We start from the raw sequence: 15,575 nt of genomic DNA, 5'->3' as shown, positions 1-15,575 counted from the left end.
AAACTGCCCATCGAGGCAGGTTGAGCCATGCCCGATTTCCGCTATCGTCGCGGCTGCGGGGCCGGCGAAGGATCGACAATGAGCCAGGACGTTCCGACACTCTACGAATGGGCCGGCGGCAGCGAGGCGCTGAACCGGCTGACGCAAACCTTCTATGACAAGGTGGCAAAGGATCCGGTCGTTGGCCCGGTGTTCAAGCACATGTCGCCGGATCACCCGGCCCATGTCGCCGCCTTCATAGGCGAGGTCTTCGGCGGACCGAAAACCTATAGCGAGGAATTCGGCGGCCACCGCGAAATGGTCATGCATCATCTGGGCAAGCATTTGTCGGAGGAGCAGCGCCGCCGCTGGATCAATCTTCTCGCCGACGCGGCGGATCAGGTCGGCTTGCCGGACGATCCCGAATTCCGTTCCGCCTTCATGGGCTACGTCGAATGGGGATCGCGGCTGGCCAAGATGAATTCCAATCTCGGCGAGACCTGCGATCCCGAGACCGAGCCGATGCCCGCCTGGGGCTGGGGCGTGCCTGGTGGGCCGTACCGGGTGCCGGACGCAAAATAGCTTCCGCTTGCCAGGGAGGTGGATGATTGACGTCGCAAAATGCCAAGATCGTGCGCTGGCGCGAGTGGGATGGACCGGGCTTCGAACATCTTGTGCTGGGGGAGCAAGCGGGGCGGTTCCTGGCAGATTCAGTCGTCATCTGCTCGGGCGAGACGCCATTTGCGGTCCGCTACCGCATCACCTGCGATGCCGGCTGGCACGCGAAGAGTGTCATGGTCGATATGATCGGCGATGGCCGGAGGCTTGTCCTGGCGTCCGATGGCGATGGTCATTGGACCAGGGACGGCCTGCCGATGCCCGAGCTGGCAGGTGTGCTCGAACCCGACCTCACCGTTACGCCTTTCACCAACACGCTGCCGATCAGGCGCCTGGCGCTTTCGGCTGGGCAGAGTGCCGAGATCGCCACCGCCTTCATCGATTTCCCGGCGCTCACTGTCGTGCGCAACCCGCAGCGTTACACGTGCCTCGAAGAGGGCAGGCGCTACCTCTATGAATCGCGCGCCAGCGACTTCAGGCGGGAGCTGGAGATCGATGCCGAGGGGCTGGTCGTCGACTATCCCGATTTCTGGCGCAGGGGTTAAGGCATGTTTGCTTGCAAACCACTCTTTACAGAGCGTGCGGAAGCTTTTAGGAAGCGCCTGCGCCGAGGCGCACGTGTACGGGCATAGCTCAGTTGGTAGAGCGGCGGTCTCCAAAACCGCAGGTCGTAGGTTCGAGCCCTGCTGCCCGTGCCATTTCCAAGATGGCATCACAACGGTTTTTGCGGGCGGCCTTTGAAAATCGGCGACCCGCTTGCCATATTAGCCCGATTGGGGCATAAGGGCGCCATAGCCGGGACGGAACGACTGGATGGTTCCGAGGCGGCGTTTGGTCATAAAGCGGACACTTGCCACTTGCGTGGATCAAGAATCGGTTTTATGTAGATGGAACAGACACGCGACGCGTGAAGCTGGGAAGCCGGCTTTACGCGTCTGATTTGCATGGGCGAAATGATTGCGCTGATTCGGCGCTAGATTGGGCTCAGGCGGCACGTCCCGGTCAGCGGGATCATCCAGGGGGCCCGGCCAACGGGTCTTGAAGACAGGCGGCATATGGCTTCGAAAACCACAAATCCTTTCGTCTTTCTCCAGCAGGTGCGCGCGGAGACAGCCAAGGTGACTTGGCCGTCGCGCCGCGAGACGATGATCTCGACGGTCATGGTCCTGGCTTTTGCTGTGATCGCGATGATCTTCTTCTTCACCGCCGATCAGCTCATGGGCCTCGCGGTCGAGCAGATTCTGGGCATTGGACGCTAAGTCCGGCGATTACGGAGAAGTCGTAAAAATGGCTACGCGCTGGTACATCGTCCACGCCTATTCGAACTTCGAGAAGAAGGTCGCCGAGGACATCGAGAACAAGGCCAAGCAGAAGGGCTTGTCAGCCGATATCGAGCAGATCGTGGTGCCGACCGAGAAGGTCGTCGAGGTTCGTCGCGGCCGCAAGGTCGACGCCGAGCGCAAGTTCTTCCCGGGCTATGTGCTCCTGAAGGCCAACCTGACCGACGCCGTGTTTTCGCTGGTCAAGAACACGCCGAAGGTCACCGGTTTCCTCGGAGACTCCAAGCCGGTGCCGATCACCGAGGCGGAAGCGCAGCGCATCCTGAACCAGGTGCAGGAAGGCGTCGAGCGGCCGAAGCCCTCGGTTACCTTCGAAATCGGCGAGGCAATCCGCGTTTCGGATGGTCCCTTCGCGTCGTTCAACGGTTTCGTCCAGGAAGTGGACGAGGAGCGGGCGCGGCTTAAGGTGGAAGTTTCGATCTTCGGGCGCGCCGTGCCTGTCGATCTGGAATTCGGACAGGTCGAAAAGGGCTGATCCGAAATCCCTGATGCCGGTCTGGCGATCAGGGGAGGCGGTGCGGCAACGCGCGGCCTTGAGAACGGTGGGAGGCGAAGGCGGCTTTAGCCGGCCGCAAGAACCGCACCACCAGACTGCAACCGCCGGTGTTTCCCATAGTGGGGCCGGCATAAACAAAGGCAGGAAAAGAGATGGCTAAGAAAATTGCAGGCCAGCTCAAGCTCCAGGTCTCCGCGGGATCGGCTACGCCGTCGCCCCCGATCGGCCCGGCGCTTGGTCAGCGCGGCATCAACATCATGGAGTTCTGCAAGGCGTTCAACGCGCAGACCCAGGAAATGGAAAAGGGATCGCCGGTTCCGGTCGTCATCACCTATTACCAGGACAAGTCGTTCACCTTCGTCATGAAGACGCCGCCGGTGAGCTACTTCCTGAAGAAGGCCGCGAACCTGAAGTCGGGCTCGAAGGAGCCGGGCAAGGTCAAGGCCGGCACCGTTTCGCGCGACAAGGTTCGCGAAATCGCGACTGCCAAGATGAAGGATCTGAACGCGAACGACGTCGAAGCGGCCATGCGTATGGTCGAGGGCTCCGCCCGCTCGATGGGTCTGGAAGTGGTGGGCTGAGATCATGGCAAAGATTGCAAAGCGTGTATCGAAGACCCGTGAAGGCATCGATCCCAACAAGGCTTACGCGCTCGCTGACGCGCTGAAGCTGCTCAAGGATCGCTCCTCGGTGAAGTTCGACGAGACCGTCGAAGTCGCCATGAACCTCGGCGTCGACCCGCGTCATGCCGACCAGATGGTCCGCGGCGTGGTCAACCTGCCGAACGGCACCGGCCGCTCGGTCCGTGTTGCTGTGTTCGCCCGTGGCGACAAGGCTGAAGAGGCCAAGGCCGCCGGCGCCGACATCGTCGGTGCCGAGGATCTGGTCGACATCGTCCAGAAGGGCACGATCGATTTCGATCGCTGCATCGCCACGCCGGACATGATGCCGCTCGTCGGCCGTCTCGGTAAGGTGCTCGGCCCGCGCGGCATGATGCCGAACCCGAAGGTCGGCACCGTCACCACCGACGTTGCCGCGGCCGTCAAGGCCTCGAAGGGCGGCGCGGTCGAGTTCCGCGTCGAGAAGGCCGGCATCGTTCATGCCGGCGTCGGCAAGGTTTCGTTCGACGTCAAGGCGCTGGAAGAGAACATCCGTGCCTTCGCCGATGCGGTGACCAAGGCAAAGCCGGCTGGCGCCAAGGGCAACTACGTCAAGAAGGTGTCTGTCACCTCGACGATGGGCCCGGGCCTCAAGCTCGACGTCTCGACGCTCGCCGCGTCCTGATTAGACCATTTGGATCGGCCTCTCGAAGGCTGATCCGTGACTGAATTCCGGGCCTTGGATTTATCCTGGGCCCGGTACCGGAAGCCGGAAGGCTTCCGGACATCCTGTCCGAGATTGCGGGCGGCCCGAGTCTTGATTCAAGAGGAGGGCCTTAATTCATGTGGGCCTGCATGAGACGGGTGAAAACCGGACAAAGGAGCGACAAGCTCCAATGAAAGGTTCGAACCGTGTTTGCCTTTTGTCTGCGCATCGCCGGCTTGACCGTCGATGTGGCGAAAGGGGGCAGGATCCTCGAGCGTCGTTCGGGAGATCCGTTACTGGATGGCCCGGCCGGCAAAAAGGCAACCCGACGCCTGTCCTCGCAAATGGGAATGTTCCCATTGACGGGGCAGGGGTCAACTGGAGATAGGCAGTGGACAGAGCGGAAAAACGCGAACTCGTCACGGGCCTGAATGATGCGTTTTCGGGCGCAGGTTCAGTCGTCGTGGCCCACTATGCCGGTATCACCGTCGCGCAAATGAACGACCTTCGTTCGAAAATGCGCGCCGCCGGTGGCACCGTTAAAGTCGCGAAGAACCGTCTCGCCAAAATCGCTCTTCAGGGCACGGACTCCGCATCGATCATCGACCTGTTCAAGGGACAGACGCTGATCGCCTATTCGGAGGATCCGATTGCGGCGCCGAAGGTCGCGTCCGATTTCGCCAAGGGGAATGACAAGCTCGTCATTCTCGGCGGCGCAATGGGCACCACCTCGCTCAACGCCGACGGTGTGAAGGCACTCGCCACACTTCCGTCGCTCGATGAGCTGCGCGCCAGGCTGGTTGGCATGATCGCCACGCCGGCAACCCGGATCGCCCAGATCGTCAATGCGCCAGCGGCCTCGGTCGCGCGCGTCATCGGCGCTTACGCCCGGAAGGACGAGGCGGCATGAGGCCGTTCCTCGCTATCAAAAACACACGTTCGAACCTAACGAAGGAATACAACAATGGCTGATCTCGCAAAGATCGTAGACGACCTTTCGAAGCTGACCGTCCTCGAGGCGGCTGAGCTGTCGAAGCTTCTGGAAGAAAAGTGGGGCGTTTCGGCTGCTGCTCCGGTCGCGGTTGCCGCTGCTGGCGGCGCTGCCGCTGCTGCTGCCCCCGTCGAGGAAAAGACGGAATTCGACGTCGTCCTCACCGACGCCGGCGCTCAGAAGATCAACGTCATCAAGGAAGTCCGTGCCATCACCGGTCTTGGCCTCAAGGAAGCCAAGGACCTGGTTGAAGCGGCTCCGAAGCCGGTCAAGGAAGGCGTTTCCAAGGCCGACGCTGATAAGTTCAAGGCCCAGCTGGAAGCAGCCGGCGCCAAGGTCGACCTGAAGTAAGCGTAAAAGCGGCGGGCGGCCTCGCGCCGTCCGCCACTCCCTTGGGTTGCCAGGGGAGGCTGCGTGACGCGAGATGTACGAACACCTCTTTCCTGAGGGCCGTAAACCGGCCTTCAGGAAACGGGTTTTCTCCGGTTTTAGCCGGTAGCCGCCAAGTAATTGGAAAAGGCGGCCGGAGAACAGACAGAGAGCCGCCGGCCAGGTGGCTCAGTATGCAAGACGAACCGCGGCGAGGTTCGTCCCGAGTTTAGAGCTAAGGAGCGACGATGGCCCAGACCCAGACTTTCAATGGCCGCAGACGCGTACGCAAATTCTTCGGAAAGATCCCGGAAGTTGCGGAGATGCCGAACCTCATCGAGGTTCAGAAGGCATCCTATGATCAGTTCCTGATGGTGGACGAGCCCAAGGGCGGACGTCCGGACGAAGGGCTGCAGGCTGTTTTCAAGTCGGTCTTCCCGATCTCCGATTTTTCCGGCTCCTCCATGCTGGAGTTCGTGAAGTACGAGTTCGAAGGACCGAAATTCGACGTTGACGAATGCCGTCAGCGCGACCTGACCTATGCCGCGCCGCTGAAGGTGACGCTGCGCCTCATCGTGTTCGATATCGACGAGGATACCGGTGCCAAGTCGATCAAGGACATCAAGGAGCAGGACGTCTACATGGGCGACATGCCGCTCATGACCTTGAACGGCACCTTCATCGTCAACGGCACCGAGCGCGTCATCGTTTCGCAGATGCACCGCTCGCCGGGCGTCTTCTTCGACCACGACAAGGGCAAGTCGCACTCGTCGGGCAAGCTTCTGTTTGCCGCCCGTGTCATCCCCTACCGTGGCTCGTGGCTCGACATCGAGTTCGATTCCAAGGACGTCGTGCACGCCCGCATCGACCGCCGCCGCAAGATCCCCGTGACGTCGCTGCTGATGGCGCTCGGCATGGACGGCGAGGAGATCCTGTCGACCTTCTACAACAAGATCACCTACAAGCGCGCCGGCGACCATTGGCGCATTCCGTTCAACGTCGAGCGTTTCCGCGGCCTCAAGGCCGTCGGCGACCTGGTCGATGCCGACACCGGCGAGATCGTCGTCGAGGCGGGCAAGAAGATCACCGCCCGCCAGGCGCGTCAGCTTGGCGAAAAGGGCCTCAAGGCGATCAAGGCGACCGACGAGGATCTGCTCGGCAACTACCTGGCCGAGGACATCGTCAATTATGCCACCGGCGAGATTTTCCTCGAGGCCGGCGACGAGATCGACGACAAGACGCTCAAGGTGCTGCTCGGCACCGGCGAACAGGAGATTCAGGTCCTCGACATCGACCATGTCAATGTCGGCGCCTATATCCGCAATACGCTCGCCGTCGACAAGAACGAGAGCCGCCAGGACGCGCTGTTCGACATCTACCGTGTCATGCGTCCGGGCGAGCCGCCGACGCTCGAGACCGCCGAAGCCATGTTCAACTCGCTGTTCTTCGACAGCGAGCGTTACGACCTGTCCGCCGTCGGCCGCGTCAAGATGAACATGCGCCTCGAGCTCAAGGCCGAGGACACCGTGCGCGTGCTGCGCAAGGACGACATCCTGGCCGTGGTCAGGACGCTGGTCGAACTGCGTGACGGCAAGGGCGAGATCGACGACATCGACAATCTCGGCAACCGCCGCGTGCGTTCGGTCGGCGAGCTGATGGAAAACCAGTACCGCGTCGGCCTGCTTCGCATGGAGCGCGCGATCAAGGAACGCATGTCCTCGATCGAGATCGACACCGTCATGCCGCAGGACCTGATCAACGCCAAGCCGGCGGCCGCCGCCGTGCGCGAGTTCTTCGGTTCCTCGCAGCTGTCGCAGTTCATGGACCAGACCAATCCGCTGTCGGAGATCACCCACAAGCGTCGTCTCTCGGCGCTTGGACCGGGCGGTCTGACCCGCGAGCGTGCCGGCTTCGAAGTGCGCGACGTGCACCCGACGCATTACGGCCGCATCTGCCCGATCGAGACGCCTGAAGGGCCGAATATCGGTCTGATCAACTCGCTGGCGACTTTCGCGCGCGTCAACAAGTACGGTTTCATCGAAAGCCCGTACCGCAAGATCGTTGACGGCAAGCTGACCAATGAGGTCGTCTATCTCTCGGCGATGGAAGAGGCCAAGCATCATGTCGCGCAGGCCAATGCCGAGCTCGACAAGAACGGCGGTTTCGTCGACGAGTTCGTCATTTGCCGCAGCGCCGGCGAAGTGATGATGGCGCCGCGCGAAAACGTCGACCTGATGGACGTGTCGCCCAAGCAGATGGTGTCTGTTGCCGCGGCGCTCATCCCGTTCCTCGAGAACGACGACGCCAACCGCGCTCTGATGGGCTCGAACATGCAGCGTCAGGCCGTGCCGCTGGTACGCGCCGAAGCGCCGTTCGTCGGCACCGGCATGGAGCCGATCGTCGCCCGTGACTCGGGCGCCGCCATCGGCGCCCGCCGCGGCGGCATTGTCGACCAGGTGGACGCGACGCGTATCGTTATCCGCGCCACCGAGGATCTCGACCCGGGCAAGTCCGGCGTCGACATCTACCGGTTGATGAAGTTCCAGCGTTCGAACCAGAACACCTGCATCAACCAGCGTCCGCTGGTGCGCATGGGTGACCGGGTCAACAAGGGCGACATCATCGCCGACGGTCCGTCGACCGAACTCGGTGATCTGGCGCTCGGCCGCAACGTGCTGGTCGCGTTCATGCCGTGGAACGGCTACAACTATGAGGACTCCATCCTCTTGTCCGAGCGCATCGTCGCCGACGACGTCTTCACCTCGATCCACATCGAGGAGTTCGAGGTCATGGCGCGCGATACCAAGCTCGGTCCGGAGGAAATCACGCGCGATATTCCCAACGTCTCGGAAGAAGCGCTGAAAAACCTCGACGAAGCCGGCATCGTCTATATCGGCGCCGAAGTTCAGCCGGGCGACATCCTGGTCGGCAAGATCACGCCGAAGGGTGAAAGCCCGATGACGCCGGAAGAGAAGCTTCTGCGCGCCATCTTCGGCGAAAAGGCTTCCGACGTGCGCGACACTTCCATGCGCATGCCTCCGGGCACTTTCGGCACAGTCGTCGAGGTGCGCGTGTTCAATCGCCACGGTGTGGAGAAGGACGAGCGCGCCATGGCGATCGAGCGCGAGGAGATCGAACGCCTCGCCAAGGACCGTGACGACGAACAGGCGATCCTGGACCGCAACGTCTACGCGCGTCTTTCCGACGTTCTCGTCGGCAAGGAAGCGATCGCTGGACCGAAGGGCTTCAAGAAGGGCTCGACGCTGTCCAAGGACACGCTCGACGAGTATCCGCGTTCGCAGTGGTGGCAGTTTGCGGTGGAGAACGAAAAGCTCCAGAGCGAACTGGAAGCCCTGCGTGGCCAGTACGACGATTCCAAGAAAGCGCTCGAACAGCGCTTCATGGATAAGGTCGAGAAGGTGCAGCGCGGCGACGAAATGCCTCCGGGCGTCATGAAGATGGTCAAGGTCTTCGTGGCGGTGAAGCGCAAGATGCAGCCCGGCGACAAGATGGCCGGCCGTCACGGCAACAAGGGTGTCGTGTCGCGCATCGTTCCGGTCGAGGACATGCCTTTCCTTGAGGACGGCACGCATGCCGATATCGTGCTCAACCCGTTGGGTGTGCCGAGCCGCATGAATGTCGGCCAGATCCTGGAAACGCATCTGGGCTGGGCTTGTGCCGGCATGGGCAGGAAGATCGGCGAGCTGATCGACACCTATAAGGCTGCCGGCGACATCAAGCCGCTTCGCAAGACGTTGGAAAGCTTCATGCCCGCCAACGACCGCAACGAGCCGGTCCGCGAGTATGACGACGAGAGCATCGTTCGCCTCAGCGAGCAGATGCGCCGCGGCGTCTCCATCGCGACCCCGGTGTTCGACGGCGCACATGAGGCTGACATCAACATCATGCTGGAGCAGGCGGGCCTGCACACCAGCGGTCAGTCGCAGCTCTATGACGGCCGCACCGGCGAGCCGTTCGATCGCAAGGTGACGATGGGCTATATCTACATGCTCAAGCTTCACCACCTGGTGGACGACAAGATCCACGCGCGTTCGATCGGTCCGTACTCGCTCGTCACCCAGCAGCCGCTGGGCGGCAAGGCGCAGTTCGGCGGCCAGCGCTTCGGCGAGATGGAGGTCTGGGCGCTGGAAGCCTACGGCGCCGCCTACACGCTGCAGGAAATGCTGACGGTGAAGTCGGACGACGTCGCCGGCCGCACCAAGGTCTACGAGGCGATCGTGCGTGGCGACGACACGTTCGAGGCAGGCATTCCCGAGAGCTTCAACGTGCTCGTCAAGGAAATGCGGTCTCTCGGCCTCAATGTCGAGCTGGAGAACACCAAGCTCGACGACAACCCTGTCCGGCTGCCCGACGCGGCCGAGTAAACAAGACATCCGGTCGCGGGAGAGGCTCCCGCGACCGGATGCTTCAATTTCTTCGGCCGGTGGGCCGACCACTCAGCGGGCGTTTGGCCCGCGTTAGATGCAAGGGGTTTTCGAGGACCCCGAAAAGGAGAACGGCATGAACCAAGAGGTCATGAATCTCTTCAATCCGCAGGCGCCGGCGCAGGTGTTCGATTCCATCCGGATTTCGCTCGCCAGCCCTGAGAAGATTCTGTCCTGGTCGTTCGGCGAGATCAAAAAGCCGGAGACCATCAACTACCGCACCTTCAAGCCGGAGCGTGACGGTCTGTTCTGCGCGCGCATTTTTGGCCCGATCAAGGACTATGAGTGCCTGTGCGGCAAGTACAAGCGCATGAAGTACAAGGGCGTCATCTGCGAGAAGTGCGGCGTCGAAGTCACGCTGTCGCGCGTCCGGCGCGAGCGCATGGGCCACATCGAGCTCGCGGCACCGGTCGCCCATATCTGGTTCCTGAAGTCGCTGCCCTCGCGCATCGGCACGCTGCTCGACATGACCCTGAAGGACATCGAGCGCGTCCTCTACTTCGAGAACTACATCGTCACCGAACCTGGCCTCACCGCGCTGAAGGAGCACCAGCTGCTCAGTGAGGAAGAGTACATGATCGCCGTCGACGAATATGGCGAGGATTCCTTCACCGCCATGATCGGCGCCGAGGCCATTCATGACCTTCTGGCCGGCATGGATCTGGAGAAGATCGCCGGCGACCTGCGTTCGGAACTGGCTTCGACCACGTCCGAGCTGAAGCAGAAGAAGTACCTGAAGCGGCTCAAGGTCGTCGAGAACTTCATGGAGTCCGGCAATCGTCCGGAATGGATGATCATGAAGGTCGTTCCGGTGATCCCGCCGGACCTGCGCCCGCTGGTCCCGCTGGACGGCGGCCGCTTCGCCACGTCCGACCTGAACGATCTCTATCGCCGCGTCATCAACCGCAACAACCGTCTGAAGCGGCTGATAGAGCTGCGCGCCCCCGGCATCATCGTGCGCAATGAAAAGCGCATGCTGCAGGAAGCCGTTGATGCGCTGTTCGACAACGGCCGTCGCGGCCGCGTCATCACCGGTGCCAACAAGCGTCCGCTGAAGTCGCTGTCCGACATGCTCAAGGGCAAGCAGGGCCGGTTCCGTCAGAACCTGCTCGGCAAGCGCGTCGACTATTCCGGCCGTTCGGTCATCGTCACCGGTCCGGAGCTCAAGCTGCATCAGTGCGGCCTGCCGAAGAAGATGGCGCTCGAACTGTTCAAGCCCTTCATCTACGCCCGCCTCGACGCCAAGGGTTACTCCTCGACCGTCAAGCAGGCGAAGAAGCTGGTCGAGAAGGAGCGTCCGGAAGTCTGGGATATCCTCGACGAGGTCATCCGCGAGCATCCGGTTCTGTTGAATCGCGCGCCGACGCTCCACCGCCTCGGCATCCAGGCGTTCGAGCCGATCCTGATCGAAGGCAAGGCGATCCAGCTTCACCCGCTGGTCTGCACGGCCTTCAACGCCGACTTCGACGGCGACCAGATGGCCGTTCACGTGCCGCTGTCGCTGGAAGCGCAGTTGGAAGCCCGCGTGCTGATGATGTCGACCAACAACATCCTGCACCCGGCCTCCGGCGCGCCGATCATCGTGCCGTCGCAGGACATGGTTCTCGGTCTCTACTACCTCTCGATCGTCAACCAGAACGAGCCGGGCGAGGGCATGGTGTTTGCCGACATGGGCGAACTCCAGCACGCGCTCGAGACCAAGGCCGTGACCTTGCACGCCAAGATCAAGGGTCGCTTCCGCACGGTCGACGCCGAAGGCAAGGTTGTGTCGAAGATCCATGACACCACGCCTGGCCGCATGATCATCGGCGAGCTTCTGCCGAAGAACGTCAACGTGCCCTACGAGACCGCCAACCAGGAGATGACCAAGAAGAACATCTCCAAGATGATCGACACCGTCTACCGCCATTGCGGTCAGAAGGAGACGGTCATTTTCTGCGACCGCATCATGGCGCTCGGTTTCGCTCACGCCTGCCGTGCCGGCATTTCGTTCGGCAAGGACGACATGCTGATCCCGGACACCAAGATCAAGCTGGTGTCCGATACCGAGGCTTTGGCCAAGGAGTACGAGCAGCAGTACAATGACGGTCTGATCACGCAGGGCGAGAAGTACAACAAGGTCGTCGACGCCTGGGCCAAGTGCTCGGAAAAGGTCGCCGACGAGATGATGGCCCGCATCAAGGCGGTCGAGTTCGAGGACAATGGCCGTCAGAAGCCGATGAATTCGATCTACATGATGTCGCACTCCGGTGCGCGCGGCTCGCCCACCCAGATGCGCCAGCTCGCCGGCATGCGCGGCCTAATGGCGAAGCCCTCGGGTGAAATCATCGAGACGCCGATCATCTCGAACTTCAAGGAAGGCCTGACCGTGCTCGAGTACTTCAACTCGACCCACGGCGCCCGCAAGGGTCTGGCCGACACCGCCTTGAAGACGGCGAACTCGGGTTACCTCACCCGTCGTCTGGTCGACGTGGCGCAGGACTGCATCGTCAACTCCGTGGATTGCGGCACCGACAAGGGCCTCACCATGCAGCCGATCGTCGATGCCGGTCAGGTCGTTGCTTCGGTCGGCCAGCGCGTGCTGGGCCGTACATCGCTCGACGACATCACTCATCCGGTGTCGGGCGAGGTTCTGGTCAAGGCCGGAACGCTGATGGACGAGCGTGACGTGGAACAGATCGAAAAGGCCGGCGTGCAGTCGGTCCGCATCCGCTCGGCCCTGACCTGTGAAGTCAGGATCGGCGTCTGCGCTGTCTGCTACGGACGCGATCTGGCCCGCGGCACCCCGGTCAACCAGGGCGAAGCCGTCGGCGTCATCGCGGCGCAGTCGATCGGCGAGCCGGGCACGCAGCTCACCATGCGTACCTTCCACATGGGCGGTACCGCGCAGGTGGTGGACTCTTCGTTCCTTGAAGCCTCGTATGAGGGCAAGGTCGAGATCCGCAACCGCAACGTGGTGCGCAACTCGGACGGCCAGCAGATGGTCATGGGCCGCAACATGGCGGTGCTGATCCTCGATGAGGCCGGCAAGGAGCGTGCAACGCACCGCGTCACCTATGGTTCGCGCATCTTCGTGGACGATGGCGACAAGGTGAAGCGTGGCCAGCGTATCGCCGAGTGGGATCCCTATACCCGTCCTGTCCTCACTGAAATCGAGGGCAAGGTGTCGTATGAGGATCTGGTCGACGGTATTTCCGTCCAGGAAACGGCCGACGAGTCGACCGGCATCACCAAGCGTGAGGTCATCGACTGGCGTTCGACGCCGCGTGGCAACGACCTCAAGCCTGCGATTGCCATCCTGGACACCAAGGGCAAGGTCGGCAAGCTGTCGAAGGGCGGCGACGCCCGCTTCCTGCTCTCGGTCGAGGCCATTCTCTCGGTCGAGCCGGGTGCGCAGGTTCGCCCCGGCGACGTGCTGGCGCGTATCCCGATGGAAAGCGCCAAGACCAAGGACATCACCGGCGGTCTGCCGCGTGTTGCCGAACTGTTCGAGGCACGTCGTCCGAAGGATCACGCCATCATCGCCGAGATCGACGGCACGATCCGCTTCGGCCGCGACTACAAGAACAAGCGTCGCATCATCATCGAGCCGCATGACTCGACGCTCGAGCCGGTCGAATACCTGATCCCGAAGGGCAAGCCGTTCCATCTCCAGGACGGCGACGTCATCGAGAAGGGCGACTACATCCTCGACGGCAATCCGGCGCCGCACGACATCCTGGCGATCAAGGGCGTGGAGGCGCTTGCGTCCTACCTCGTCAACGAGATCCAGGAAGTCTACCGTCTGCAGGGTGTGTCGATCAACGACAAGCACATCGAGGTGATCGTTCGCCAGATGCTGCAGAAGGTCGAAATCACCACGCAGGGCGACTCGACCTACATTCCGGGTGACCACGTCGACGTGATCGAACTGGAAGAGGTGAACGAGCGCCTGGTCGAGGACGGCAAGAAGCCGGCCGAAGGCCAGCCGGTGCTCTTGGGCATCACCAAGGCCTCGCTGCAGACGCCGTCCTTCATCTCGGCCGCCTCCTTCCAGGAGACGACCAGGGTGCTGACGGAGGCCGCGGTTGCCGGCAAGACCGACATGCTGCAGGGCTTGAAGGAAAACGTCATCGTCGGCCGTTTGATCCCGGCCGGCACCGGCGGCACGATGAGCCAAATCCGGCGCATCGCCACCTCGCGCGACGAACTCATCATCGACGAGCGCCGGAAGGCCTCCGGTGTTGAAGTGGCCGAGCCGATGCTCGCCGACATGACAACCGCCGCGCAGTAAGCGCGGCGGCAAAATCTCAGGCAACAGAAGCCGTCGGGGCAACCCGGCGGCTTTTCGTTTCAACGATCGGAGGAAGGCAGATGAGCACGAAGACCTGGACGGCTGTCGACGACTACATCGTCTCCTCGCTCTTTGAGGCCGATCCTGTTCTCGACGCGGTTCTGGCGGCCAACCGCGAAAATGGCCTGCCGGCGATCGATGTCTCGGCGGCGCAAGGAAAACTGCTCTCGCTGCTGGCGCGCATCAGCGGCGCGAAAAAGGCGCTCGAGATCGGCACGCTGGGCGGCTATTCGACCATCTGGATGGCGCGAGGACTGCCCGCCGACGGCAAGGTCGTGACACTCGAACTCGATCCGCATCATGCCAAGGTCGCGCGTTCGAATTTCGAGCGGGCAGGGGTTGCGGACCGGGTGGAACTGCGCGTCGGTCCGGCGCTCCAGTCGCTTGCCGCACTCGGCAGCGAGGATGCCGGCCCGTTCGATCTGATCTTCATCGACGCCGACAAGCCTAACAATCCGAACTATCTGTCCTGGGCTTTACGGCTGTCGCGCTCCGGAACGGTCATCGTCTGCGACAACGTCATCCGTGACGGCGCCGTCCTGGATGAGGATGGCCGCGATGCCAATGTCGAAGGCGCCCGCGCGGCATTTTCCTTCATTGGCGGCGACAGGCGGCTGGATGGCACGGCCATCCAGACCGTGGGCGCCAAGGGTTATGACGGCTTTGCCATCGCGGTTGTCGACTGAGGCCGGGAGCCTCCGCCGGCAACCTTCAGTCGAAAAACGCCTCGACCACATTGCGCTTGCCGAGCATGAAGGCGTCGGCGACATGTTGGAGGGGCGCTAGGTCGACATCCGATGTGCCGCTCCGCACGACCTCGGCAAATCGCCGGTAGAGCATCGGATATTCCGCTTCCGGCTCCTCGTGTACGACACGGCCGTCGAAGGCGAGCTTCGAGCCGCCGCCGGAGAGCACCATCTGTCCGGCATCCGTGTCTGCCAGAATGTCCCAGCTTTGCGGTCCGGTCTGCAGCCAGTCGAGGTCCATGGTCACATCGGATCCGTTCGCCGCGCGGAAGGCGACCTGGGCCGCGATGGGTGCGTCGCGGTTCTCCGGAAAATCGAGGACGGCCGAGGTGATGTACATGGCCGGCAGGATATAGGTTGCGATCGACAGCGCATTGATGCCGGGATCGAAGACGCCGAAGCCGCCAGGCTGCCAGATCCAGTCCTGGTTCGGATGCCAGCGGCGCACATCTTCCTTCCAGACGATCGCCGCCGATTTGATTTTGGTCGAAGCCAGGAATGTCCGCGCCGCTTCGACAGCCGGCGCGTAGCGCGAGTGCCAGCTTGCGAACAAGGAGACGCCTTGTTTCACCGCGAACGCCTTCAGGTCCTCGACTTCGCTGACCGTGGCACCCGGCGGTTTTTCCAGGAAGACGTGCTTCCCTGCCTCGAGTGCCTTGCGCGCGGCGTCATAGCGGAACTGCGGCGGCATGCACAGCGACACCGCGTCGAGTTCGGCAACCGCGCCAAGCATCGTCTCTATATCGGGGAAATTCGCGATGCCGTCGACCTTGCCGTGCCGGCTGGCAGCTGCGATCAGCTGGTAGTCCCGATCCTTGGCCAGCGCCGGAAGGTGCTGGTCGCGGACGATCTTGCCGACGCCGACAATGCCGATTCTTATAGGCGAGATGGATGAGGACATGAGGCTCCGCCGGGTTGGGACGACTGCGCGTCTCTTAGCAGATCGGCCATGA

At 62.3% G+C, this 15,575-nt stretch carries 12 protein-coding genes and 1 tRNA gene; 12 read left to right on the top strand and 1 reads right to left on the bottom strand.

What is annotated here, in order from left to right:
• Positions 1-78 precede the first annotated feature (78 nt).
• The 12 genes from EJ077_RS17170 (at position 79) to EJ077_RS17115 (ending at position 14,562) form a co-directional block, all read left to right on the top strand.
• Entirely contained in the window at positions 79-561 is a 483-nt protein-coding gene (locus tag EJ077_RS17170; protein ID WP_208695363.1) for a group II truncated hemoglobin, read from the top strand.
• Positions 562-587: 26 nt separating this feature from the next.
• A complete protein-coding gene (locus EJ077_RS17165; RefSeq protein WP_208695362.1) occupies positions 588-1,142 on the top strand; it encodes a putative glycolipid-binding domain-containing protein in 555 nt (184 codons plus the stop codon).
• Positions 1,143-1,219: 77 nt separating this feature from the next.
• Positions 1,220-1,295, top strand: a tRNA-Trp gene (locus EJ077_RS17160).
• A gap of 357 nt (positions 1,296-1,652) precedes the next feature.
• On the top strand, positions 1,653-1,856 hold the full coding sequence (secE, locus tag EJ077_RS17155) for a preprotein translocase subunit SecE (RefSeq protein ID WP_013531408.1): 204 nt from the start codon (positions 1,653-1,655) through the stop codon (positions 1,854-1,856).
• Positions 1,857-1,884: 28 nt separating this feature from the next.
• Positions 1,885-2,412: a transcription termination/antitermination protein NusG gene (gene nusG / locus EJ077_RS17150; RefSeq protein ID WP_015317996.1), complete on the top strand. Its 528-nt coding sequence runs from the start codon at positions 1,885-1,887 to the stop codon at positions 2,410-2,412.
• 173 nt (positions 2,413-2,585) lie between these two features.
• Positions 2,586-3,014 carry a 50S ribosomal protein L11 gene (rplK, locus tag EJ077_RS17145; RefSeq protein ID WP_010909262.1) on the top strand — a complete coding sequence of 143 codons (429 nt, stop codon included), beginning with the start codon at positions 2,586-2,588 and terminating at the stop codon, positions 3,012-3,014.
• 4 nt (positions 3,015-3,018) lie between these two features.
• A complete protein-coding gene (rplA, locus tag EJ077_RS17140; protein ID WP_127279517.1) occupies positions 3,019-3,717 on the top strand; it encodes a 50S ribosomal protein L1 in 699 nt (232 codons plus the stop codon).
• Between the two features lie 412 nt (positions 3,718-4,129).
• Positions 4,130-4,648, top strand: a complete 519-nt coding sequence (gene rplJ, locus EJ077_RS17135; RefSeq protein WP_027146631.1) for a 50S ribosomal protein L10 — start codon at positions 4,130-4,132, stop codon at positions 4,646-4,648.
• Positions 4,649-4,702: 54 nt separating this feature from the next.
• Positions 4,703-5,080, top strand: a complete 378-nt coding sequence (gene rplL / locus EJ077_RS17130) for a 50S ribosomal protein L7/L12 (protein ID WP_006202136.1) — start codon at positions 4,703-4,705, stop codon at positions 5,078-5,080.
• A gap of 266 nt (positions 5,081-5,346) precedes the next feature.
• Positions 5,347-9,483: a DNA-directed RNA polymerase subunit beta gene (rpoB, locus tag EJ077_RS17125; protein ID WP_135867795.1), complete on the top strand. Its 4,137-nt coding sequence runs from the start codon at positions 5,347-5,349 to the stop codon at positions 9,481-9,483.
• A 136-nt stretch (positions 9,484-9,619) separates the two neighbouring features.
• Positions 9,620-13,816, top strand: coding sequence for a DNA-directed RNA polymerase subunit beta' (gene rpoC / locus EJ077_RS17120; RefSeq protein ID WP_127277965.1), 4,197 nt, complete (start codon positions 9,620-9,622; stop codon positions 13,814-13,816).
• Positions 13,817-13,896: 80 nt separating this feature from the next.
• A complete protein-coding gene (locus tag EJ077_RS17115; protein WP_208695361.1) occupies positions 13,897-14,562 on the top strand; it encodes an O-methyltransferase in 666 nt (221 codons plus the stop codon).
• Between the two features lie 25 nt (positions 14,563-14,587).
• On the opposite strand, the gene EJ077_RS17110 is transcribed toward EJ077_RS17115, so the two are convergent.
• The gene (locus EJ077_RS17110) at positions 14,588-15,511 is read right to left on the bottom strand and encodes a Gfo/Idh/MocA family protein (RefSeq protein ID WP_208703028.1); all 924 of its coding nucleotides are present in this window, start codon (positions 15,509-15,511) and stop codon (positions 14,588-14,590) included.
• Positions 15,512-15,575: the final 64 nt, after the last annotated feature.

Origin of the sequence: Mesorhizobium sp. M8A.F.Ca.ET.057.01.1.1 (assembly GCF_003952565.1) — a bacterium.
GTDB lineage: Bacteria > Pseudomonadota > Alphaproteobacteria > Rhizobiales > Rhizobiaceae > Mesorhizobium.
The sequence above is the reverse complement of the archived record's forward strand: the minus strand, read 5'-3'. Positions and strand labels throughout refer to the sequence as shown.